Below are 23,807 nucleotides of genomic sequence, written 5' to 3' on the forward strand. Positions count from 1 at the left end.
GCCAGTTTGATCTTCGGCCGTTGTCACTACACCAGTACCGGTCCATGCGTATGTATAAGGCGCTACACCTCCCGTAGCAGTAATATTGATAGCTCCGGTTTTTGCTCCAAAACACAACACATCAGTTTGGGTTTTAGTTACGGTGACCGCAGCGGCTGGTTCAGTGATGGTAATGTTTCCTAATACAGTAGCACAACTCGTATTTGCAGCGTCACGAATTTGAACACTATAAGATTTAGGTAATAGTCCCGTAAAACTTCCGCTAGATTGCCAATTTCCATTGTCTAAACGATATTCATAATTCCCTGATCCACCTGATGGATTAGTGATTGTTATTGTTCCGTTATTGGTTCCAAAACACAGAATGTCCGTTTTGCTTACAACAGCACTTATAGGGGGATTGACCGTTATTGTTGCAGGAGAAGAAGCGAATGCACTACTACACAACCCAGTATTTAAAATTATTGCTCTGTACTTTGTTGTGGTCGTTAAATTTGTGGCTGTATACGTAGTACTTGTATTAGCAATATCAATCCATGTACTACCATTATTAACAGAATATTGCCATTTAACTATTGAAGCTCCAGCAGTTAAACCATTTACAGATAAATTAGTACTATTGGTTCCATAACATACTGTCGAATCTGGTGTAACCGCTCCTTTTAAGGGTATTCCAAATGTTAAAGAAGTAGCACTACATCTTGATGATGTTGGTGACCCTCCACTAACAGAGGCAATTTGTGAAATTTTAATAAAACCTTGATTGTTTGGATCGCAAATATTTATTCCAATACTACCAAATGGTACATAAAATTCAAGAAATTTTCCATCTCCATTTGGTACTGCATTGGTACAATCAGAATCACCATTTGTAGCACTAAAAGCTGTACCGGTAATAGGTGTTATCGTTGAACCATTCCCTGAATACAAAGTAAATGTTGCGTTATTCTTCGCATTTAGTTCTAGAACATATTCAGCACCAGAAACTGGTAGTGGTCCACCAAACTGATCTGATGTTAATCCTGTTGCTGCATTATTATCAGTATCCAAATACAATCTAAATAATGCTGCTCCAGAGTTCCCAATTTTTAATCCTAATCGCAACTCTTGTGATTGAGTATTCACTTTTGCCCAAATTTTATATATCTCACAAGTAGATGAAGCATTAGCATTGATTAGTTGATTAAAAACTACTCCTGTGTTGTATTCATCTCCTGCTTTTCCTGGACCTGGGCAATAATCTCCATCAAATGTGTCTTGAGCATTTATTTTTATTGAGTTAAAAAATAAACTTAAAGCTAAAAACATGAGAAATTTTGTAGTAATAGTAAAATTCGTTTGCATAATGATTTGATTTAAATCGGGTTATTCAACACTACACTTATTAGTTTACAATGCATTTACAAATCTTTTCAATATTATACAGGGTTTGATTTGTAATTGATTATGATTTTTTCCTATTCTCAATTTTTGTTTGTACTATAAATCATAATTATGAAGAACATTAAACAAAAATTAACCTAATCAAAATTAGATACTTAAGTATTTGTAATCTATTTTTTCCTTTCAACTACATAGATTTTCGTTTAAATGCTATTTTTTACAATTCTCTTAAGAAACATTTAATCACATTAACATTTATTCTGATTTATATTCTTACGATAAATTACCTAACCACTTGATTTATAGTATTTTTACAGTTAAAACTAAAAGGAATTTTTAAGGTAAAGTTCTCTTAAAACTTATGAAGATTGAAAAAACTCTGAACAGATGTTAATTTATTAATGATGTAGTTTTGAGATATATTAAAAATACTTATCTTTAAAACAAACATATGCCGTAACTCACTGTATATGTGTTCTTTAAACTTAACACTGTCAAAACATGAAAAATTTGATCTTAGTTCGGCATGCCAAATCAAGTTGGGAAACACCATTGATGGATAAAGACAGACCTTTATCCAAAAAAGGGGTAATGGCGGCACATTTGGTTTCAAGTCACATTTCGAGTTATTTGCCTAAAACCTATTTAATTTGGAGCAGTGTAGCAGAAAGAGCGTCTCAAACTGCTATTGTTTTTGCCCAAAATTTGGCTTACCCTGTAGAAAGTATCCTTTTTAAAGAAGAGCTCTATACCTTTGATGAGAGAGAATTAACCAAAGTAATCAAATCGTGTAAAAATGAATTTGAAAGCATAATTCTTTTTGGTCACAATGATGCCATTACGAATTTTGTTAATAAATTTGGGGATGTCTTTATTGAGAATGTCCCCACAGCAGGATTTGTCTCCCTACAATTTGATGTAGAGGATTGGCAGTCTATAGAAAAAGGGAAGACGCTAAAGATAATTGTCCCGAATGATTTAAAACAATAAAACATTAATGAATAAGTATATTGATAGAGAAAAAAGTTGGTTGTCATTCAATGCACGTGTATTACAAGAGGCTGCAGATGATTCAGTACCATTGTTGGATCGTCTACGTTTTTTAGGAATTTTTTCAAACAATCTAGACGAGTTTTTCAGAGTACGATTTGCTACCATTCGTAAGTTAGTACTTTCAGGTATTTCTAGCGAGAAATTCTTGGGAGGTATTTCGGCGCAACAATTGTTGAGTGATATCACACAAATTGTCATTCAACACCAAGCAGAAAGTTTACGAATTTTGCATGACATCGAACAAAAACTTCAAAAGGAAAATATTTTCATCATTAATGAAAACGATTTAGATAAGGATCAACAAAATTATTTAAAGGAATTTTTTATACAAAAAGTAAGCCCTGAATTGGTTACCATCATTCTAAATGACTTAGCTGAATTTCCATTACTAAAAGATACTTATGGTTATTTAGCCATAAAATTGGTGCTAAAAAAGGAAGAAGAAGTTCGGTATGCTGTAGTTGAAATTCCTAAAACGATTAATCGCTTTGTCGTTTTACCTCCAAAAGAAGACAAACAATTTGTTATCCTTTTGGACGATGTTATTCGTCAAAATTTGAGTAGCATTTTTAATATATTTGATTATCAAAGTATATCGGCACACATGATAAAAATTACTCGAGATGCTTCTTTGGATATCGATAGTGATTTAACTAAAAGCATGATCGAAAAAATTGCTTTGAGTGTCAAAGATAGACGCATCGGTGAACCTGTTCGATTTATCTATGATCAAGAAATGGAAGAAGATACTCTATCTTTCTTTTTAAACAAAATTCATATTGAATCTACTGATAGTATTATCCCAGGAGGTAGGTACCATAATAGGAGAGATTATATGGATTTTCCAAATTTAGGAAGGTATGATTTATTATATCAGTCCAATGTACCACTGCCGATTCCTGGATTGAGTTTAGAAGGGAGTATATTAGAGAAAATAAGTGCTAAAGATTATTTATTGAATGCACCGTATCAGTCGTTCTCTTATTTGACCAAATTTTTAAGAGAAGCGGCATTGGATCCCAAAGTGTTATCAATTAAAATAACCCTATATCGTTTGGCCAAAAATTCTCAAATCATAAGTTCTTTGATTAATGCCGCCAAAAACGGTAAAAAAGTGACGGTACAAATTGAGCTGCAGGCACGCTTTGATGAAGCGTCTAACATATCCTATGCCGAACAAATGAAAACCGAAGGTATTGAGTTAATTTTTGGTATTAAAGGATTAAAAGTACATAGCAAAATTTGTGTCATCGAAAGACAGGAAAAAGACAAAATCAAACGCTATGGCTTCATTTCTACAGGAAATTTCAATGAATCCACGGCAAAAGTATACACCGATGTTACACTTTTTACTTGTCATCAACAAATTTTAAAAGATATTACTAAAATTTTTGACTTCTTTGATGTTAATTACCGAGTACACCGTTACAAGCATTTGATTGTTTCCCCACATTATACTCGCAGTCGCTTTGTTAAGTTAATTGACCGAGAAATAACACATGCTTTAGCTGGTAGAAAAACCTATATCAAGTTAAAGATGAACAGTTTGTCTGATTTTGAAATGATAGATAAATTGTATGAGGCAAGCAAAGCAGGGGTGAAAATTCAATTAGAAGTTAGAGGAATATGTTCATTGATTCCTGGAGTTAAAGGATTAAGTGAAAATATTGAGGCGATTAGCATAGTAGACAATTACTTGGAACATTCTAGAATCTATATTTTTGGCAACGCAGGTTTACCGGAAGTATTTATTTCGTCTGCTGATTTCATGACTCGAAATTTAGATGCTAGAGTAGAAGTTACTTGTCCTATTTATGATTTAGATATTAAAAATGAATTAATTGAAAATTTTGATATTGGATGGAGAGGTAATGTCAAAGCAAGAATACATTCTAAAGAGCTTGACAACAAATACCGAAGAGCAAATGGCGCACCTGTTTTTAGAGCGCAACTGGAGACTTATAAGTATTATCAAAACAAACTTGAAGTGGTTGTAGAGGATTCATTTAAATAATTATTGAATTAAGGAGAAAGATTACCTATGATAAAAATTAAAAAATATGCCGCAATTGATATCGGATCGAATGCCATGCGGTTGTTGATTTCGAATATTGTAGAGCAAGAAGGAAAAGAAACTCAGTTTAGCAAGAGTTCATTGGTACGTGTGCCCATTCGTTTAGGTCAAGACGCCTTTACCGTTGGTGAAATATCAAATGAAAATATTGAACGTATGTGCGATGCCATGAAAGCTTTTCAGCTTTTAATGAAAGTACATAAAGTTGAAAGTTATAGAGCTTTTGCCACCTCTGCTATGAGAGAAGCTTATAACGGTAAAGAAGTTGTAAGTATTATAAAGAAAAAAGCCGATTTAAAAGTTGAGATTATTGATGGTAAAAAAGAAGCGGCTATTATAGCTTCAACTGATTTACATCATTTGTTAAAAACGGATGAAACCTATTTGTTTGTAGACGTAGGAGGGGGTAGTACCGAATTTACTTTATTTTCCAATAGTAAAATGGTTACTTCACGTTCGTTTAAAGTAGGTACCGTTCGTTTGCTCAATCAAATGGTCCACGATGTAGTTTGGAATGAAATTGAAAAATGGATCCGAACCAATACTGCTGATTATGATGAAGTTACTTTAATTGGGTCAGGTGGAAATATCAATAAACTATTTAAAATGTCTGGGAAACCACAAGAAAAACCCCTTTCCTTTATTTATATAAATTCTCAGTATTCGTTTTTAAGTTCTTTATCTTACGAACAGCGTATTACAGAGTTAGGATTGAATTCAGACCGTGCCGACGTAATTGTACCTGCTACACGAATTTATTTGAATGCTATGAAGTGGAGTGGAGCAAGACAAATTTATGTTCCAAAAATAGGACTTTCAGACGGTATTGTTAAAGCCATGTACTTTGGTAAAATATAATGTAATGTCATAAAAAAAAACCAAACGAGAAAATTACACTTCTCGTTTGGTTTTCTATTTATTCAGTTGTTCTGAATTAATACGGCAACACTCTTTTATTTTTTACTTCTTCCAATAATTCAGCAATTGCCAAGTAAAAAGCACTTGATCCGCATACTACTCCTATAAAGCCAGCAACTTGGTTGATTGCTTCGCTGTCTAAAAATTTTGAAAGCGCTAAAACAAAGAAAAGTACTGTAAGAGATAAGAATATAAATTGTTGTACTTTGCTACCTCCCCAAGTGCCCCACCACATAAAAGCGGTGAAAAGTCCCCATAAAACTAAGTAGCACCCAAAGAATGGAGCTGGAGTTGAACCTGCCATTTCAAAATCTGTATTTGGAAAAAGCCATATTGCCACAAGCGACAACCAAAAAAATCCATAAGAAGTAAAAGCGGTACCCGCAAAAGTTTTTCCTTGATTATAGGACATAATTCCAGCGATGATTTGTGCTAAACCACCATAACAAATTCCCATGGCAATAATTACCGCACTCACAGGAAAAAATCCTAAATTATGAATATTAAGTAAAATTGTTGTCATTCCAAAGCCTAATAAACCCAAAGGAGCGGGATTTGCTAATTTTTTTTCCATGATTTATTTATTTAAAGTTATTTAAAACAATGCCTTAATTAAGACATTTTATTTTCTTAAGCATCGATATGAAGGCCAAAAGTAGTTCGTAAAACCTCTATTGCAGGATTAATTTCCTTCAATCGGTTATAACGGTCTTTATCATTTAAGTTCCTTTTAATTTCAATACTTTCATTAACAATTACATCAATTGTAATTTCGTGATTGTGTAAATGACCTTTTAAGTGTCCTAATAATCCGTGTTTTTCGCTTTCAAAATCTAATTTTGACCCCTCATTGGGTAATTCAAAAGTTATTTTGGTGCCCTCTAATTTTGGGTCATTAAGCAACAGTAGGGATTCCATAATTTTATATCCTTTGTTGCCTAATTTTTCAGCATATTTAGTCCACTGTAACAACATTTGAGTTTCGGTAAAAGCCTCTGTAGGCTGATGACCAACGTCTTTGATAGTGGTTTTAGCATTTTCTTCCAATGCCTTTTTTGCTTGTATACTTTTTAAAGAAAAAGCCGACACTTTGGGCGAATCGGGTTGCGATATCGCCTTGCTACTTTGGTTTTGTGTTTGGTTAGTTTCAATATTTTGAACTATTGGTTCAGTCGTTTCTTTGACTGAATTTAAAACTTCAGGAACACTTTTAGTTTCTACAAAGGGTTTTTCAACAATTTTTTCAGTAATAGAATACTCTTGTCTTTTATAATAGGTAGGAGGAATTATAAATGATTCAGCTTTTTTTTTTCTCCATCAAAAGTGATAGAGGCTAATTGCATTAAACATAATTCTACTAATAATCGCTGGTTTTGACTTACTTTGTATTTCAAATCACAATCATTTGCTAATTGAATTCCTTTTAAAAGAAATTCCGCACTACATTGTTGGGATTGTTTAGCATACAACTGAATGGCTTGTTCTCCCATTTCCAAAAGGGATAGGGTAGAAGGAGTTTTGGCGACTAATAAATCTCTAAAATGAGAAGCTAAGCCAGACACAAAATGGTGAGCATCAAATCCTTTGGAAAGAATTTCATTAAAAGCTATTAATAATTCAGGGATTTTATTTTCTAAAACAAGATCCGTGATATTGATATAGGTTTCGTAGTCTAAAACGTTTAGATTTTCCGTAACGGCTTGACGGGTTAAATTGGTACCACAAAAAGAAACTACTCGGTCAAAAATTGACAAAGCATCACGCATAGCACCGTCTGCTTTTTGCGCTATAATATGCAAGGCATCATCTTCGAATTGCACTCCTTGACTCTGAGCTACCTCTGCTAAATGTTCTTTGGCGTCTTTAACAGTAATTCTTTTAAAATCAAATATTTGACAACGCGATAAAATGGTGGGTATAATCTTATGCTTCTCAGTAGTCGCTAAAATGAAAATTGCATGCTTTGGTGGTTCCTCTAAAGTTTTAAGAAACGCATTAAATGCAGCCGAAGACAACATGTGCACCTCGTCTATGATGTAAACTTTGAATTGGCCGGTTTGTGGAGGTATCCGAACTTGGTCTATTAAATTTCGAATATCATCTACCGAGTTATTGGAAGCCGCATCCAATTCAAAAACATTGAATGCAAAATCTTCGTCAGGATTATCATAGCCAGGCTGATTAATTTTTCTAGCTAAAATTCGGGCACAGGTTGTTTTACCAACTCCTCTTGGCCCTGTAAAGAGTAATGCCGAGGCCAAATGATTGTTTTCAATAGCGTTTAACAAGGTATTGGTAATTGCTTTTTGTCCCACTACATCTTTGAATGTTTGTGGTCGATACTTTCGTGCAGATACTATAAATTGTTCCATTTTCTATTGTTCAATCAAAAGCAAATATAGTTTATTTGTTCGTTTTTTCGATTTGAGAATTTATTTTTTGTCAACAATAACGATTTTTTAAAATTCAACAAAACCATATTCCTCTTGTTATCAGTAAATTATGTTTACCTGTTAAATTTTTGAAGCACGAACCAATTAATATAACGCGCTTACTTTTTAAATCAATTGGAAACATAGATAAAATATATGCAAAATCCCTTAATATCAAGTAGAAAATATTTTGCAATATCAATATTTAGTTATAATTTTGCACACCTTTTGGCAAGTAAGAGTTTCCTTTAGGTATCAACTATTTATGTAAAACAACTTCTGTTATTTCTATTGCATGATGAAACTCAAGAAAAACAGAATACAAATTTTTAATCAGCATGTCTGAACAATTAAAATCACAAGAAGAGTTTTTAGCAAATTTTAACTGGCATAACTTCGAAGAAGGAATCGATGCAGTAGATGAGAAAAACTTACAAGAATTCGAAGAACTAGTATCTAAAACTTTTATCGCAACTGATCAAGAAGAAGTTGTTGAAGGTGTAGTTGTTAGAATCACAGAAAGAGACGCAATCGTTGATATTAATGCTAAATCGGAAGGTGTTATTTCATTGAACGAATTCCGTTACAACCCAAATTTAAAGGTAGGGGACAAAGTAGAAGTATTAATTGACATCCGTGAGGATAAAACAGGTCAATTGGTATTATCTCACAGAAAAGCTCGTACTATTAAATCATGGGATAGAGTTATTGCTGCAAACGAAACAGGTGAAATTGTTAATGGTTTTGTGAAATGCAGAACTAAAGGTGGTATGATCGTTGATGTTTTCGGAATTGAAGCATTCTTACCAGGATCTCAAATTGACGTTAAACCAATTAGAGATTACGATGTATACGTAAACAAAATGATGGAATTCAAAGTGGTAAAAATCAACCACGAATTCAAAAATGTTGTAGTATCACACAAAGCGCTTATCGAAGCTGATATTGAAGTACAGAAAAAAGAAATCATCGGTCAATTACAAAAAGGACAAGTATTAGAAGGTGTAGTTAAAAACATCACTTCTTACGGTGTGTTCATTGACTTAGGTGGTGTTGATGGATTAATTCACATTACAGACCTTTCTTGGAGTAGAATCAACCACCCAAGTGAAGTTCTTGAATTAGACCAAAAATTAAACGTTGTAATCCTTGATTTCGATGACGAGAAAACAAGAATTCAATTAGGATTGAAACAATTAAACGCTCACCCATGGGATGCTTTAGATGCTAACTTAACTGTTGGTGACAAAGTGAAAGGTAAAGTAGTAGTTATCGCTGACTACGGTGCTTTCATTGAAGTAGCTGAAGGTGTTGAAGGTTTAATCCACGTTTCTGAAATGTCATGGTCTACTCACTTACGTTCTGCTCAAGATTTCGTAAAAGTAGGTGATGTTGTTGAAGCAGTTATCTTAACTTTAGATAGAGATGACCGTAAGATGTCTTTGGGTATCAAACAATTGACTCAAGATCCATGGACTGATATCACTTCTAAATACCCAGTTGGTTCTAAACACACAGGTATCGTTAGAAACTTTACAAACTTTGGAATTTTCGTAGAATTAGAAGAAGGAATCGATGGATTAATCTATATTTCTGACCTTTCTTGGACTAAGAAAATTAAACACCCATCTGAGTTTGTTAATGTAGGTGAAAAATTAGATGTAGTTGTATTAGAGTTAGATGTTGAAGGACGTAAATTATCTTTAGGTCACAAACAAACTACTCCAAACCCTTGGGATCAATATGAAGATTCTTTTGCTGTTGGAACTATCCACACAGGAGAGATTTCTGAAATCGTTGACAAAGGAGCTACTGTAGAATTTGGTGACGATATCGTTGCTTTCATCCCAACTCGTCACTTGGATAAAGAAGACGGTAAAAAGTTGAAAAAAGGTGAAACTGCTGAGTTCAAAGTTATCGAGTTCAACAAAGAATTCAAAAGAGTAGTAGCTTCTCACACTGCTATCTTTAGAGAAGAAGAAGAGAAAAATGTAAAAGCTGCTGCTGAATCAACAAGCACTTCTACTAATGCACCTGCTGCCACTCTAGGAGATAACAATGATGTTTTAGCTGCTTTGAAAGCTAAAATGGAAAAGTCTGAGAAAAAATAATTTCTTGATTTTATAAATTTAAGCCTCACAAAATTGTGAGGCTTTTTTTTTACAAATTTTTTATCTATTTTTATTTTTATTAACCAAAAAAATAAAAATGGAAACCACCTCTACAACAGAAAATTCTCAACTTGTATTAACTGAAGATGCCGTAGCTTTTCTTAAAGAAACTAGTAAATGGGCTTATTTCTTATCCATCATGGGCTTTATTGGAATAGGCTTAATAGTTTTGCTGGCGATATTTGCTGGATTTATATTTAGTAAATTACAAGCGATGAGCATGGGAAGCGAATCGAATCCAATATTAGAAAGTGGATTGATTAGCTTTATCTATCTAGCATTTGGTTTACTGTATTTCTTCCCCGTTTATTACTTATTTCAATTTTCTTCTAAAGCTAAAAATGCTTTGGCAGAAAATAACAACGAACAACTGTGCCTTTCTTTTGAATACTTAAAATCACATTACAAATATTTAGGTGTTTTTACTGTAATTGTTTTACTGTTGTATGGATTTATTTTTCTCATAGCAATGATTGGGGGAATAATAAGTTTCTTATAATAAAAAAATCCCTTATCTCAAATGAGATAAGGGATTTTAAATAAATTATCATTACAACTTGCTATCGTAAAGAAGCACCTAATTGCGTTTCGAAACTTTTTTGCAATTTTGACATAATTTTGTCGATTTGCGCATCCTCTAATGTTTTTGTATTGTCCTGAAGCAAGAAGCTTAAAGCGTATGATTTTTTCCCTTCAGGTAAATTAGCTCCTTGATAAACATCAAATAACTGGATTTCTTTTAATAAGGTCTTCTCAGACTGACGGGCAATTTTATATATAGCATCATAAGTAATAGACTCATCAAGCAATAAAGCTAAGTCTCTACGTACTTCTGGATATTTTGGAATGTCAGTATATTTCACTTTAGTCGTAACCAATTTTAATACCAAAGCCCAATTAAAATCGGCATAGAAAACTTCTTGCTTAATTCCAAAAGCTTTTAAAATGGATTTTTTAACTACTCCAAATTCTACCAACAAATCTTGACCTATGTTTAAAGCAACTCCTTCAGAAAACACATCGGAAGTAACAGGCGCTACATTAGATTTGGAAATTCCAAGTTTGTCTAAAATTGTCATAACATAACCTTTAAACATAAAGAAATTAGATGGTTGTAAACTCATGGTCCAATTTTCGGGAGCCCTATTTCCTGTTTGAAATAATGTTAAATGTTTGATTTCTTCATATCCACTAGGAAAATTATGATAGGATTTACCAAATTCAAACAATTTTAAATCTGCATTTTTTCTATTTATATTATAAGCAATAGCCTCTAAACCAGAAAACAACAATGATTGACGCATTGTAGCCAAATCACTACTCAATGGATTTAACATAGCAACATTATGTTCTTCTTTCAATACTTCTGAAAGTTTTGCATAATTAGCAGTTGTCAAAGAATTGGCCATCATTTCATGAAAACCATGTGCATTTAATTGAGCAGCTACTGTATTTTGAACTTTAAAATCTTCGGTTCTTGGCGAATTGGCTACAGAAGCATTTAATTTTTTTGAAAAACTAATGTTGTTATAACCGTAGACTCTCAATATTTCTTCGATAACATCAATTTCTCTTTGAACATCTACTCTGTACGAAGGAATGGTAAGCCCAAGACCAGCATCCGTCACACTGTTCACTTTAATTTCTAAAGAAGCTAAAATTTGTTTGATGGTGTCTTTTGGTAATTCTTGACCAATAATCTTAGCCACCTTAGAGAAATTAAGAAAAACTGTAAAATCTTCAATTTTCTTTGGATAAATGTCAATTATATCCGAAGTAATTTCACCACCTGCAACTTCTTGTATTAATAAAGCAGCTCTTTTCAATGCGTACTCTGTTATCGTTGGATCTATCCCGCGTTCAAAACGGAAGGAAGCATCGGTACTTAATTGATGTCTTTTTGCTGATTTTCTAATACTTACAGGGTTAAAATAAGCACTTTCTAAGAAAATAGCCGTTGTTCTATCGGTTACTCCAGAATTAGCACCACCAAAAACACCTGCTATACATAAAGGACCTTTGTCATCACAAATCATTAGATCTTCTTCATGCAAAGTTCTTTCAACTTCATCCAATGTGGTAAATTTTGTACCGGTTGGAAGTGTTTGCACATGAATTTTTCCATTGATCTTATTGGCATCAAACGCATGTAAAGGTTGACCCAAATCGTGCAACACATAATTGGTCACATCGACAATATTATTTTTAGGATTTATGCCAATAGCTTTAAGCCTATTTTGTAACCATTCAGGAGAAGGTTTCACGGTTATGCCAGAGATAGTAACACCACAATATCTTGGAGCCAATTTACTATCTTTTACATCGACATCAATTTTCAAGGTTCTTTTATCCACTCTGAAATTACTAACAGGCGGTGTGATTAACTCTACATTTACTCCAGATTGCAACAAACCTGCTCTTAAATCTCGTGCAGTCCCATAATGACTCATAGCGTCAGCACGATTAGGAGTTAGTCCAATTTCGAATACTTCATCATTTTCAATTTTGAAAACCGTAGCCGCTTTTGTACCTGGAAGTAAGGATTCGTCAAGTACCATGATTCCATCGTGACTTTCTCCAAGACCTAGTTCGTCTTCGGCACAAATCATCCCAAAACTTTCTTGACCACGAATTTTTCCTTTTTTAATAGTAAAAGCGTTTCCTTCTTTATCATACAATACTGTACCAATAGTAGCTACAGGAACTTTTTGACCCGCTGCAACATTACTAGCTCCACATACGATTTGTACAGGATTTCCATCTCCTAAATCAACAGTAGTTACTTTTAATCTATCAGCATCTGGATGTGGAATACACGTAAGAACATGTCCTACTACAATTCCCTCTAAACCTCCTTTTACGGATTGATATTTGTCAACAGTTTCTACTTCTAAGCCTAAATCTGTAAGTAATGCAGCAGTTTCTTCTGAATTCCAATCAATTTTGATGAATTGTTTTAACCAATTATATGATATTTTCATTTGTCAAATTATATAAGTTTGCAAATATAAGAATTGCAGTTTGGAGAGAGAAACATTTTTTAGTTTTTGTAAATGGAGCTCCTAATACGATATGTTTCCTGCTAGTTCTTTTAAGGCGATTTCTGATAATTTTGCCAAATACTGTGCATTACTAAATCGAACACTTGCATTCACATAATTTAATTGTGCTGCTCTAAATTCGATAGTGGTTATAGTTCCAATTTTTAATTTTTCAATAGTAATACTCAGGTTTTGCTTGGCAATAGCTTCATTGTTTTCCTCCAATTGTACCAATTCTAAATTGGTTAAATAGGTTTGATAAAAACTAGCCAGTTGAGATTCTAGTAATTGTGATTGCTGAGAGATGGCCAACTTAGAATTTTCGATTTCGAGTTTTGCGATTTTTTCATTTCGATTTTGTACAAAACCGTTAAATAAATTTATCGAAGCACTTAAGCCGTAAGTAAAACCTCTAGCCGAAGTTTCTCTTGCAAACCCTAAACTAGATTCTGTATTTTGCAAGTTATATCCGGTACTAAAACGGACGTTTGGATATCTAGCTGCTTTAACTTGTTTGAGTTGTAACTCCGATATATTCTTAGCAATAATCTGACTTTGCAATTGAGGGTTTTGCTGTTGAGCCAACTCTAGCAATTGATTCAATATAAGAGACTTGTCCAATTGTATTTGCTTTAAAACAGTAAAATCAGTAGTAACCTCTCTGGCTAAGATTTGATTGAGTTTAATTTTCGTATTGGCGAAAATTTCTTTTTGTTTTAGCAAGACAACTTTATCTGTATTCAAATCCACTTGGGCATTTAATACTTCCAGTTTTGATGCTTTACCAATTTTAAATCGATTTTCGGCCAAACGCAATCTTTGTTTAGAAATTAAAAGTGTACTGTCGATGGCCATTAGTTGTTGTTGCTGTTGTACCAAATCAAAATAGGTTGCATTCACTTCGCCAACTTTTTGAAGAATGGTTTGCTTTAACTGAGCTTCTCCTAATTTTTGTAACTCTTTCAGTTGATCGTATCTTGCAAACATTCTAAGGCCATCAAAAATAGTCCAATCCAAACTTACCCCATAACTTTGTAGGTTGTTTTTGGCATCTTTCAACGAATTTACTTGTCCATTTTGTAGTGTTTGAGAACTGTTTTGAACTCTTTTGTTGTCATTAATACTTGCTGTAATAACGGGAAGCATTCCAGCATTCCCTTCAGAAACATTAATTTTATCAATGCTTAAATTATTGGCAGCAATTTTAATTTCGAAATTATTCTCTAGTGCAATGGCTACTGCTTCTTCTATAGTTAAAATATGCTGAGCAAATGCAACTGTTGAAAATAGGGTAAGTATTACTATAAAAATTTGTTTCTTCATAAGGTATGATTTCAAGAACATCTTGATTTTTAATTTAATGCTTTAAAGCTTCACTTTCATATTCTTCGATATGATCAAATTCGGGATAATGTTTTCTAGCTTTAGACCACATCAAATACAAAGCTGGAATTACAAATAAGGTTAAAACTAACGAAAATATAGTACCTCCAACAATTACAACACCCATACCAATTCGACTAGTTGACGCTGCACCCAGTGAAAGTGCAATTGGCAAAGCACCTAATGATATGGCTAAACTTGTCATCAAAATGGGGCGTAATCGCGCTTCAGATGCTTCGATAATGGCCTCGTATTTGGATTTTCCACTTTCTCTTAATTGATTGGCAAATTCTACAATTAAAATTCCATTTTTTGTTACTAAGCCAATAAGCATCACGGTTCCAATTTGACTAAAAATATTCCATGTTTGATTGAATAACCATAGAGAAAACAAGGCACCAGCTACTGCCATTGGAACAGTAAGAATTATGATAAAAGGGTCAATAAAACTTTCAAACTGAGCTGCTAATATTAAAAAGATGAGGAGTAAAGCTAGACCAAAAGCAAAAGCTGTATTGGAGCTACTTTCCACAAAATCACGTGATTCTCCGGCTAAATCAGTGGTAAATGAATCATCTAATACTTTGGCTTTGATTCTGTCCATGGCTTCTATTCCTTCTCCTAAACTTTTGCCAGGTGCCAATCCTGCAGAAACTGTTGCCGACATGTATCGGTTGTTATGATACAACTGAGGAGGGTTACTTTGTTCTTCAATAGTAACTACATTATCCATTTGAATCAATTCTCCTTTATTATTTTTAACAAACATCGAAGTGATATCTAGCGGTTTGGAACGATCTTCTTGATTGAATTGCCCAATAACTTGATATTGTTTTCCGTTTTGCATAAAATACCCAAAACGTTGTCCGCTTAAGGAAAGTTGTAAAGTTTGGGCGATATCTAAAACCGAAATCCCTAGACTTTCTGCTTTTTCTCTGTCGATAGTGACATTTATTTCAGGTTTGTTGAACTTTAAATTCACATCGGAAGTAGAAAACGTTTCGTCTTTACTTACTTCCTCCATAAAAAGTGGAATTTTCTCTTCTAACTTTTTGAAATTGGGAGCTTGAATAATGTATTGAATAGGCAAACCACCACGTCTATTCACGGCAATAGTTGGTTGTTCAATAACAGCTGTTTTTGCTTCAGGAAATTGCTTCGTGATTTTGGTCAACTGTTCGGCAATTTCTTTTTGAGATCGTTTACGTTCCTCTGTTGGTTTTAAAGCTATACGAACACGTCCACTATTTACTGTTGATGCCCCAAATCCTGGAGAAGTGATAATCAATGAAACTTTTTTTTCTGGTATAGAATCATCTACAATTTTAGAAATTTCCTGCATGAATCGGTCTGTGTACTCATAAGAAGCGCCTTCGGGAGTGGTCATAGTCATGACCACAGCGCTTCTGTCATCATAAGGAGCGGTTTCTTTCTTTAGAATATTAAAAAACAAGTAAATCAAAGCAAAACAACCTATTAGAATAGGGAAACTCAACCATTTCTTTTGCATGAATTTTTGTAAAGCATTGGCATAATTGCTATTGAGTTGTTCAAAATAAGGCTCCGTCATCACGTAAAACTTTGACTTTTCTTGAACCCCACTTTTCATCAAATAAGCATTAAGCATCGGGGTTAAAGTTAAGGACACAAAGGCAGAGACCAATACAGCAGCACCAATCACCACACCAAATTCTCGAAACAAGCGTCCCACAAATCCTTCTAAGAATATTACTGGAAGAAAAACTGCGGCTAAAGTGATAGAAATAGAGATGACCGCAAAGAAAATTTCATTTGATCCTTTTATGGCAGCTTCTATTGGCGTCATGCCTTCTTCTACTTTCTTGAAAATATTTTCGGTAACCACGATACCGTCATCCACCACTAAGCCTGTTGCCAATACAATTGCTAAAAGTGTCAATACATTGATAGAGAAACCCAACAACCACATGATAAAGAAAGTAGCAATTAATGAAACGGGGATATCTATTAAAGGTCGAAAAGCAATAGCCCAATCTCTAAAAAACAGATAAATAATCAAAATCACTAACAAAATTGAAATCCCCAATGTTTCTGCCACTTCCATAACGGATTTTTTTACAAAAACTGTCGTGTCAATGGCGATATTTAAATGGATGTCTTTGGGAAGATCTTTTTGCAAAGCATCATACACTTTGTAGAATTCTTTGGAAATATTTAAATAATTTGCACCAGGCAAAGGTACAATTGCCACACCCACTAATGGTTTACCGGATTGACTCAATTTTGTTTCTAAATTCTCGGCTTCCAAAGAAGCATTTCCAATATCACTAAAACGCACTACTTTGTCGCCCTCAGTTCTGATAATAATATTGTTGAACTCTTCGGGTTTGGACAAATTTCCAACGGTTTTTACTGTCAAGTCTGTATTGGCTCCTGTCAGTTTTCCAGAAGGAAGTTCTACATTTTGTTTGTTTAAGGCTGTGCGTATTTCTGCTACCGTACAACCGTAGGCGGCCAATTTTACAGGATCTATCCACAAGCGCATTGCATAACGTTTTTGACCCCATATTTGAATGCCACTAACGCCAGGAATGGTCTCTAATCTTTGACCAATAACATTTTCGGCATAATCACTTAGTTCCAAACTACTACGGGTATCACTTTGAACCGTCATTGAAATGATCGATTCGCCATTGGCATCGGCTTTAGAAACTACAGGGGGTGCATCAATATCTTGTGGTAAGTTTCGAACGGCTTGCGAAACTTTATCGCGTACATCATTAGCCGCTTCTTCCAAGTCTTTGTTCAAATCAAATTCAATAGTAATGTTACTACTTCCTTGTATGCTCGAAGAAGTAACATTTCGAATACCATCAATGGAGTTGATCGCTTTCTCTAATGGTTCGGTAATTTGAGATTCAATAATGTCAGAATTAGCTCCTGTGTAATTGGTACGAATAGATACTTGTGCCGGATCGATTGATGGAAATTCACGAACCCCCAAAAAAGTATAACCAATAGCTCCAAATAAGATAATGGTTAAATTTAAAACTATAGTGAGAACAGGACGCTTGATACTTATGGTTGACAAACTCATAGAAAAAAATTAATAGATTGTACAAAAAAGAATTTTCATTCTAAGAAGCGTTATTTGATGATTTTTACCATAATAGGCGATTCGTCTTTTAGCGACATGACTCCTGTAGTAAGTAACGTATCTCCAACTTGTAAACCCGAAAGTACTACAATAGATGTAGCTGTTCTCGTAGCGGTTTCAACTTTTACTTCTTTGGCCATTCCATTGGATGCAACAAAAACTTTCTTACCGTTTTGTACAGGAATTATGGCTTCAGAGGGCACTAAAATGGCATCCTTCATATGTTCTAATGCTAATTCTACATTAGCAAATGTCCCAGGAAAAAGTTTTCCTTCTTTATTATCCGCTAGAGCTCTTACTTGCAAGGTTCGGGTTGCTGTGGCTATTCCGGGTTCAATGGCGTAAACTTTGGCAGTATATTTTTGAGCAGAACCAGAAACAGAAAAAGTAATCCAGGTATTCAACTGAATTTGGGAAGCGTATTTTTCAGGAATTGAAAAGGTTATTTTTAATTTTTCAACATTTACTAAATTCGCCACTAAGGTAGTAGGAGTAATATAGGTTCCCGGAGAAATAGAACGTAAACCAATTTTACCCGAAAAAGGAGCTCTTACTGTAGTTTTGGCAATTTGTGCTTTGATTAATTGAACTTGAGCTTGTGTAGATTGATGCTCTGCTTTGGCAACATCAAATTCTTCTTGACTTATGGCTTCTTTTTGAAGTAATAACTTAGCTCTTCTCGCATTTTCAGCAGCCAAATTTTCTTTAGTGGAGGCTTGCAATAATTGTGCTTTTAATTCTAAGTCATTAACCTTAAACAAAACTTGGCCTTTTTTTACCGTACTTCCTTCATCAAACAAAATGGAGGTAACTGTACCTGAAACTTCACTTCTAATTTCAACCTGTTCGTTGGCTTCTATTGTTCCTGAGAGCGACAATTTGTTATCAAATGCTTGAGATTGTACTATCATACCACTCACTTTTGTAGGTTTATCTTTTCCGCCTTTGTCTTTCGATTCCCCATTTTTTTGAGAATTAGAAACGATACGATAAACAATACCACCACTTAATGCAATAGCAAATAAAGTTAAAATAAGATTTTTTGGTTTCATATTTGGGTTTATTGATTTGATGGTCTAGAACAACCAATGAATTTTAGGTATAAATAACAAAAATAATGGTTTTGTAAGAAAGATATGTTATGAAATTATATTTAACATTCTAAATAAAAATATCATCAAAAAAACCTTTCCTTTAGAAAAAATGACAGCAAAAGTTAAAAATTAATGAGAAATACGAAACAACTTGAGATAGATTTTTTCTATTGATAATACTATTGTTAAAAAACATTTTTCCTCCTTAAAGTATCCTTCTATAAAAGCGAGAAAGAACCACAACCTTAACTTATGTAGTTCCAAATGTTTTTTCTTTTGCTCAATTCCATATATACTGCTCTAAGGATAGCATTTTGAGGCTTTTCCATAGCAGGATCATCCTTCAAAACTTTGAAAGCACAATTTCTAGCCACTACCAATATGTCTTTGTCTTTAACCAAGTCGGCAATTTGTAAATTTAACACGCCACTTTGCTGAGTGCCCATTATGTCACCAGGGCCGCGGAGTTTCAAATCCACTTCGGCAATTTCGAAACCGTCATTGCTTTTCACCATCGTTTCCATACGAGTTTTGCTATCCGCTGTCAATTTATAAGAAGTCATTAAAATACAATAACTCTGATCAGCCCCTCGACCTACACGTCCCCGCAATTGATGGAGCTGAGATAAACCAAATCGCTCAGCGCTTTCAATAATCATAACGCTTGCATTGGGTACATTCACCCCAACTTCTATGACAGTCGTTGCCACCATAATGTTGGTTTTTCCCTCTACAAAACGTTTCATTTCGGCTTCCTTTTCGGCCGGTTTCATTTTTCCGTGTACAATTGAAATCGAATATTGAGGTAAAGGAAAATCGCGAGAAATACTTTCATAACCGTCCATCAAATCTTTAAAATCCATTTTTTCGGATTCTTGAATTAGAGGATAAACGATATATATTTGACGGCCTAAAGCAATTTCATCTCGAATAAATTTCCATACTTTGAGTCTATTTGCATCGTAACGATGTACGGTTTGAATGGGTTTTCTTCCTGGGGGTAATTCATCGATAACCGAAACATCCAAATCGCCATACAAACTCATCGCTAAAGTTCTTGGAATTGGAGTAGCCGTCATCACTAAAACGTGAGGAGGGATGCTATTCTTTTTCCATAATTTTGAACGTTGTTCTACTCCAAAACGATGTTGTTCATCAATTATGGCCAAACCTAGATTTTGAAATTTCACTTTATCTTCGAGTAGGGCATGAGTACCAATTATGATTTGTAATTGTCCATTTTCTAATTCCTCATGAATAATTCTTCGTTCAGCTGTTTTAGTTGAACCCGTTAGTATCTTGATATTGATATTTAAGGTGTTTGCAAATTCTGACAATCCCAAAAAATGTTGATTAGCCAAAATTTCTGTAGGTGCCATTAAACAGGCTTGAAACCCATTATCCAAGGCTAACAACATGCTCATGAAAGCCACAATTGTTTTACCAGAACCAACATCACCCTGCAACAAACGGTTCATTTGCGCATTACTACCCATATCTGTTCGGATTTCCTTAATCACCCTTTTTTGTGCATTGGTCAAATCAAAGGGTAGATGGTTTTGGTAAAAATCATTAAAAAATTTACCCACAGTTGTAAAGGCATGTCCCTTAATTTTATGTTTGCGAATCAAGTTTTTAGTTATCAATTGCAATTGAATGTAGAACAATTCTTCAAACTTGAGTCTGAATTGTGCTTTGGCTAATATATCGGCACTTTTGGGAAAATGGATATTGAATAAAGCTGCATTTTTTGGAATGAGTTTGAGTTCATCCAATAAATAAGGTGGTAGTGTTTCAGAAAATAATGCTTGCGTTTCTAAAAACAATTGTTGCATCATTTTATTTATAACCCTGTTACTAATACCTCTATTGTTCAAGGTTTCAGTAGAAGGATAAACGGGTTGCATGGCCGAACGCAAACTTTGTTGATGCTCCGAGAGCAATTCCATTTCAGGATGCGCCATACTATATTGGTTTCCGTAGGATGTACACTTACCAAAAATTACCATTAGCACATTGAGTTGTAAAGACTCTTTAATCCATTTATGCCCTTGAAACCAAGTAAGATCTAACTGTCCGGTTTCGTCAACAAAAGTTGCCACCAAACGTTTTTGGTTTTTACCATATTCAACCGTTTTGATATGAATAATCTTTCCCACAATTTGTACTTCGGCAGCAACTCCTTGCAGTTCATTAATTTTATAATAACGTGTTCGATCAATGTATCGATTTGGATAAAAATTAACCAAATCTCCATACTTATGAATACCCAATTCTTTACGTAGCAAGCTGCCACGAGCTGGACCAACGCCTTTTAAATATTCTATGGAAGTTTCTAGGAGATTATTGGACATTATTCAGTTATCAGTTGTGAGTTGTGAGTTGTCGGTTATCAGTTTTCAGTTTCTTGGTTATGGGTTTTGCGAAGATACTAGAATGTTTCGAAAATCGGAAATCACTTCTTTAGGATATTCCTTTAATTTAGGATATATTTGGAAAAAATAAATTTTGAAAAATGGTCATCGATAAATTAGAAAATTATAAATTATACAGTCAATTGACAAAAAGATTAGCAAAAGGCTTCAAATATCTTGTTTCTACCGATTTGAAAACACTTGAAGCAGGTACCTATGAAATTCATAAAGACAAAGTTTTTGCCATAGTACAAGAATACGACACCAAAGAAATAGCCGAATGTGTACTTGAAGGACATCAAAAGTACATCGACATACAATATGTTATCAGTGGCGTGGAACTTATGGGATATACCCCCTTGACCAATCAAGAAATAGTGGAAGAAAATCTTGAAAAGGATTATACTTTGTACCAAGGAGACACTTCTTATTTTAGAGTAGAAGAAGGGATGTTTACTTTGTTCTTTCCGGAAGATTTGCATCGACCTTGTGTCAAAGCAGACAAAGTTTCTAAAGTAAAAAAAGTAGTGGTAAAAGTAAAAATCTAACGCAATACAAATGAAAACGCATTTGGTTTTATTACGTGGAATAAATGTCTCGGGGCATAATATGATTAAAATGGAAGTATTACAATCCACTTTAGAAGCCATTGGTTTTAAAAACGTTCAAACCTATATTCAATCCGGAAATGTTTTTGTAGACACCGAGGAAGTAAACCCTGCAGCCGTAGGGTTTACCATTAAACAAGCCATTTTTAAAACTTTAGGCCTTGAAGTTCCTGTAGTTGTCATTGGGAAAAGTGATTTAGAAGCTTGTTTTGCAAACAATCCCTTTCTTAAAGTAAAAGAAGTAGACCAGAAAAAACTATACGTAGCCTTTCTGTCTATGGAATTAAAAAATGAAAGAATTAATGATTTAAAAATGAGTCAAGTCAAACCCGATGAAGCGCAAATTGACGCCAATAGAATTTATATCAAGTATGCTGTGGGCGCTGGAAAAACTAGATTGGATCAAAAATACATTGAAAAAAAATTAAATGTTATCGCCACCATTCGTAATTGGAATACTGTGACGCAATTGTTACAAATTTTTAACAATCGTACTTCCTTAGATTAGTTTTAAATCTTTAGCTACTCTACAGGCTTCAATCGAATTTTTTACTTGAAGTTTCTCTAAAATATCTTGTCGATGTCTGCTCACCGTGTTGATACTTATTGACAGCATTTCTGCAATAGTTTTGCTCATCATTCCTTTATCAATAAGTTGTAAAATTTCAACTTCTCTTTTAGTCAAGATACTAGTATCTTTTTTTCTGCTTAATTCGATTTTTAACCCATTTTTTGAATTTACAGCATACTCATTCCCTGGAAAATCAAACACTAAAGGATTATACAAACACAAGGACAACCAAACCAAATTTGATTTAGAGTCAGGGAAATAGAACATTCTGTGCAACACATGAAGGTATTCCTTGTATTTATTTTGCATACTAAGTTTGCTTATCAAGTAATAATCAAATCGATTTTTTTTAGGTATTTTTTTGATATGATGATAAAAAAGCAATTCTTGAATAAATTTTTCATTTAAATCTTCAGGATGAATCCGTTGAAATAATTCCTCTTCCCAAATCGAATCGATATGTTGCGTGTTTTCAGTTTGAGCACTTTGAAATTCATTATAAAATTTACCGAAATATATATAACTTTTGTTTGATCTTACATCACTAAGCACCGCTATCGCATTTTCATTTTCTGCATATTTCTTGGCTACATTTTTGTAATAGTCAAGTTTTTCAGAAAAAAAAAGGTTCTGGCTTAAACTCCTGTGAAATAAATGTTTTGCTTATTTTCTTTTTATTTTCCAAGGCTAAAAATGGTTATTAATCAGTATTTACCACTCTTTCAAGCTGTTGTATTTTTGCTTATAAATATTGGAGAGTAATTGATCCTTAAAAATATTAAATAAAAATTAATTTTTTGAGTACAGTACCCTATTCTCCACCATCTAAAAATGGTCATTTATTTATCATACATTAAAATCCAACAAAAAATGAAAAAAACAGCTACGTTTCTCGCTTCACTATTGGTAACATTTGGTTCTTTTGCACAAACACTTGAAAAAATGCAATGGTTTAATGAGCCTACTTCTTGGAGTATAAAAAACAACACATTGCAGATGCAAGTTACACCACAAAGTGATTATTGGAGAAAATCTCACTACGGTTTTACTGTGGATGACGCTCCATTCTATTATGCTACTTATGGCGGTGAATTTGAAACTAAGGTAAAAGTATCAGGAAATTATCAAACACGATTTGATCAAGCCGGAATAATGCTGCGTATTGATCACAATCATTACATCAAAGCCGGAATTGTATGTAGATGGGAAAAACAACATTAGTACTGTTGTAACTCATAATACATCCGATTGGAGTGTTATTACTTTAGAAAAAGCAGTGCCTTACTTGTGGATTAAAGCCGTTAGACGATTGGATGCTGTAGAGTTTTTTTATTCCTATGACGATAAAAACTACACCTTGATGCGATTGGCTTGGCTACAAGATAATATTCCTGTACAAGTAGGTTTGATGGCGGCTTCTCCAGATGGCCAAGGTTTTAAAGCTTCTTTCGAAAATTTTCAAGTAAAACAATTGCCAGATCAAAAAAAGCTAGAATGGCTTAAAAACAACTCAAATTAAAATTTTCCTA

The 23,807-nt window shown here is 33.9% G+C and carries 17 protein-coding genes and 1 pseudogene; 8 read left to right on the plus strand and 10 right to left on the minus strand.

Annotated features, from left to right (window positions below; all coding sequences use genetic code 11):
• Positions 1–1,344, minus strand: a 1,344-nt coding sequence (locus tag ACZIX2_RS10695) for a SprB repeat-containing protein (protein WP_463340078.1), incomplete at its 3' end; no start/stop codon positions are given.
• A gap of 540 nt (positions 1,345–1,884) precedes the next feature.
• Between ACZIX2_RS10695 and ACZIX2_RS10700 the strand changes: the two genes are divergently transcribed.
• The 3 genes from ACZIX2_RS10700 to ACZIX2_RS10710 are packed head-to-tail and all read left to right on the plus strand — an operon-like array spanning position 1,885 to position 5,368.
• Positions 1,885–2,373: a SixA phosphatase family protein gene (locus ACZIX2_RS10700; protein ID WP_463340079.1), complete on the plus strand. Its 489-nt coding sequence runs from the start codon at positions 1,885–1,887 to the stop codon at positions 2,371–2,373.
• 7 nt (positions 2,374–2,380) lie between these two features.
• The gene (ppk1, locus tag ACZIX2_RS10705; protein WP_463340080.1) at positions 2,381–4,450 is read left to right on the plus strand and encodes a polyphosphate kinase 1; all 2,070 of its coding nucleotides are present in this window, start codon (positions 2,381–2,383) and stop codon (positions 4,448–4,450) included.
• Between the two features lie 27 nt (positions 4,451–4,477).
• The gene (locus tag ACZIX2_RS10710) at positions 4,478–5,368 is read left to right on the plus strand and encodes a Ppx/GppA phosphatase family protein (protein ID WP_463340081.1); all 891 of its coding nucleotides are present in this window, start codon (positions 4,478–4,480) and stop codon (positions 5,366–5,368) included.
• 76 nt (positions 5,369–5,444) lie between these two features.
• Here the strand turns inward: ACZIX2_RS10710 and ACZIX2_RS10715 are convergent, their stop codons facing one another.
• The 3 genes from ACZIX2_RS10715 to dnaX all read right to left on the minus strand — a co-directional run bounded on the left by ACZIX2_RS10715 (position 5,445) and on the right by dnaX (position 7,800).
• Complete coding sequence (locus ACZIX2_RS10715) at positions 5,445–6,002, minus strand: acetate uptake transporter (RefSeq protein WP_463340082.1); 558 nt, start codon at positions 6,000–6,002, stop codon at positions 5,445–5,447.
• Between the two features lie 56 nt (positions 6,003–6,058).
• Positions 6,059–6,517, minus strand: coding sequence for a DNA polymerase III subunit gamma/tau (locus ACZIX2_RS10720; RefSeq protein WP_463340083.1), 459 nt, complete (start codon positions 6,515–6,517; stop codon positions 6,059–6,061).
• Positions 6,518–6,714: 197 nt separating this feature from the next.
• Positions 6,715–7,800 carry a DNA polymerase III subunit gamma/tau gene (dnaX, locus tag ACZIX2_RS10725; protein WP_463340084.1) on the minus strand — a complete coding sequence of 362 codons (1,086 nt, stop codon included), beginning with the start codon at positions 7,798–7,800 and terminating at the stop codon, positions 6,715–6,717.
• 398 nt (positions 7,801–8,198) lie between these two features.
• Between dnaX and rpsA the strand changes: the two genes are divergently transcribed.
• A complete protein-coding gene (gene rpsA / locus ACZIX2_RS10730) occupies positions 8,199–9,971 on the plus strand; it encodes a 30S ribosomal protein S1 (protein WP_463340085.1) in 1,773 nt (590 codons plus the stop codon).
• Positions 9,972–10,068: 97 nt separating this feature from the next.
• Positions 10,069–10,530 carry a hypothetical protein gene (locus ACZIX2_RS10735; protein WP_463340086.1) on the plus strand — a complete coding sequence of 154 codons (462 nt, stop codon included), beginning with the start codon at positions 10,069–10,071 and terminating at the stop codon, positions 10,528–10,530.
• Between the two features lie 61 nt (positions 10,531–10,591).
• Here the strand turns inward: ACZIX2_RS10735 and pheT are convergent, their stop codons facing one another.
• The 5 genes from pheT to recG all read right to left on the minus strand — a co-directional run bounded on the left by pheT (position 10,592) and on the right by recG (position 21,039).
• Positions 10,592–13,012, minus strand: a complete 2,421-nt coding sequence (gene pheT, locus ACZIX2_RS10740) for a phenylalanine--tRNA ligase subunit beta (protein ID WP_463340087.1) — start codon at positions 13,010–13,012, stop codon at positions 10,592–10,594.
• A gap of 81 nt (positions 13,013–13,093) precedes the next feature.
• A complete protein-coding gene (locus tag ACZIX2_RS10745; protein WP_463340088.1) occupies positions 13,094–14,395 on the minus strand; it encodes a TolC family protein in 1,302 nt (433 codons plus the stop codon).
• Positions 14,396–14,429: 34 nt separating this feature from the next.
• Positions 14,430–17,531: an efflux RND transporter permease subunit gene (locus ACZIX2_RS10750; protein WP_463340089.1), complete on the minus strand. Its 3,102-nt coding sequence runs from the start codon at positions 17,529–17,531 to the stop codon at positions 14,430–14,432.
• 50 nt (positions 17,532–17,581) lie between these two features.
• A complete protein-coding gene (locus ACZIX2_RS10755; RefSeq protein ID WP_463340090.1) occupies positions 17,582–18,643 on the minus strand; it encodes an efflux RND transporter periplasmic adaptor subunit in 1,062 nt (353 codons plus the stop codon).
• Positions 18,644–18,930: 287 nt separating this feature from the next.
• The gene (gene recG / locus ACZIX2_RS10760; protein WP_463340091.1) at positions 18,931–21,039 is read right to left on the minus strand and encodes an ATP-dependent DNA helicase RecG; all 2,109 of its coding nucleotides are present in this window, start codon (positions 21,037–21,039) and stop codon (positions 18,931–18,933) included.
• A gap of 161 nt (positions 21,040–21,200) precedes the next feature.
• Between recG and ACZIX2_RS10765 the strand changes: the two genes are divergently transcribed.
• Both ACZIX2_RS10765 and ACZIX2_RS10770 read left to right on the plus strand, forming a co-directional pair.
• A complete protein-coding gene (locus tag ACZIX2_RS10765; protein ID WP_463340092.1) occupies positions 21,201–21,647 on the plus strand; it encodes a NanQ anomerase/TabA/YiaL family protein in 447 nt (148 codons plus the stop codon).
• A 10-nt stretch (positions 21,648–21,657) separates the two neighbouring features.
• Complete coding sequence (locus tag ACZIX2_RS10770) at positions 21,658–22,215, plus strand: DUF1697 domain-containing protein (protein WP_463340093.1); 558 nt, start codon at positions 21,658–21,660, stop codon at positions 22,213–22,215.
• On the opposite strand, the gene ACZIX2_RS10775 is transcribed toward ACZIX2_RS10770, so the two are convergent.
• Complete coding sequence (locus ACZIX2_RS10775) at positions 22,207–22,830, minus strand: response regulator transcription factor (RefSeq protein WP_463340094.1); 624 nt, start codon at positions 22,828–22,830, stop codon at positions 22,207–22,209. The genes ACZIX2_RS10770 and ACZIX2_RS10775 overlap by 9 nt on opposite strands.
• 318 nt (positions 22,831–23,148) lie before the next feature.
• Between ACZIX2_RS10775 and ACZIX2_RS10780 the strand changes: the two are divergent.
• Positions 23,149–23,797, plus strand: a pseudogene (locus ACZIX2_RS10780) (DUF1349 domain-containing protein).
• Positions 23,798–23,807: the final 10 nt, after the last annotated feature.

The organism is Flavobacterium riviphilum (assembly GCF_055231795.1).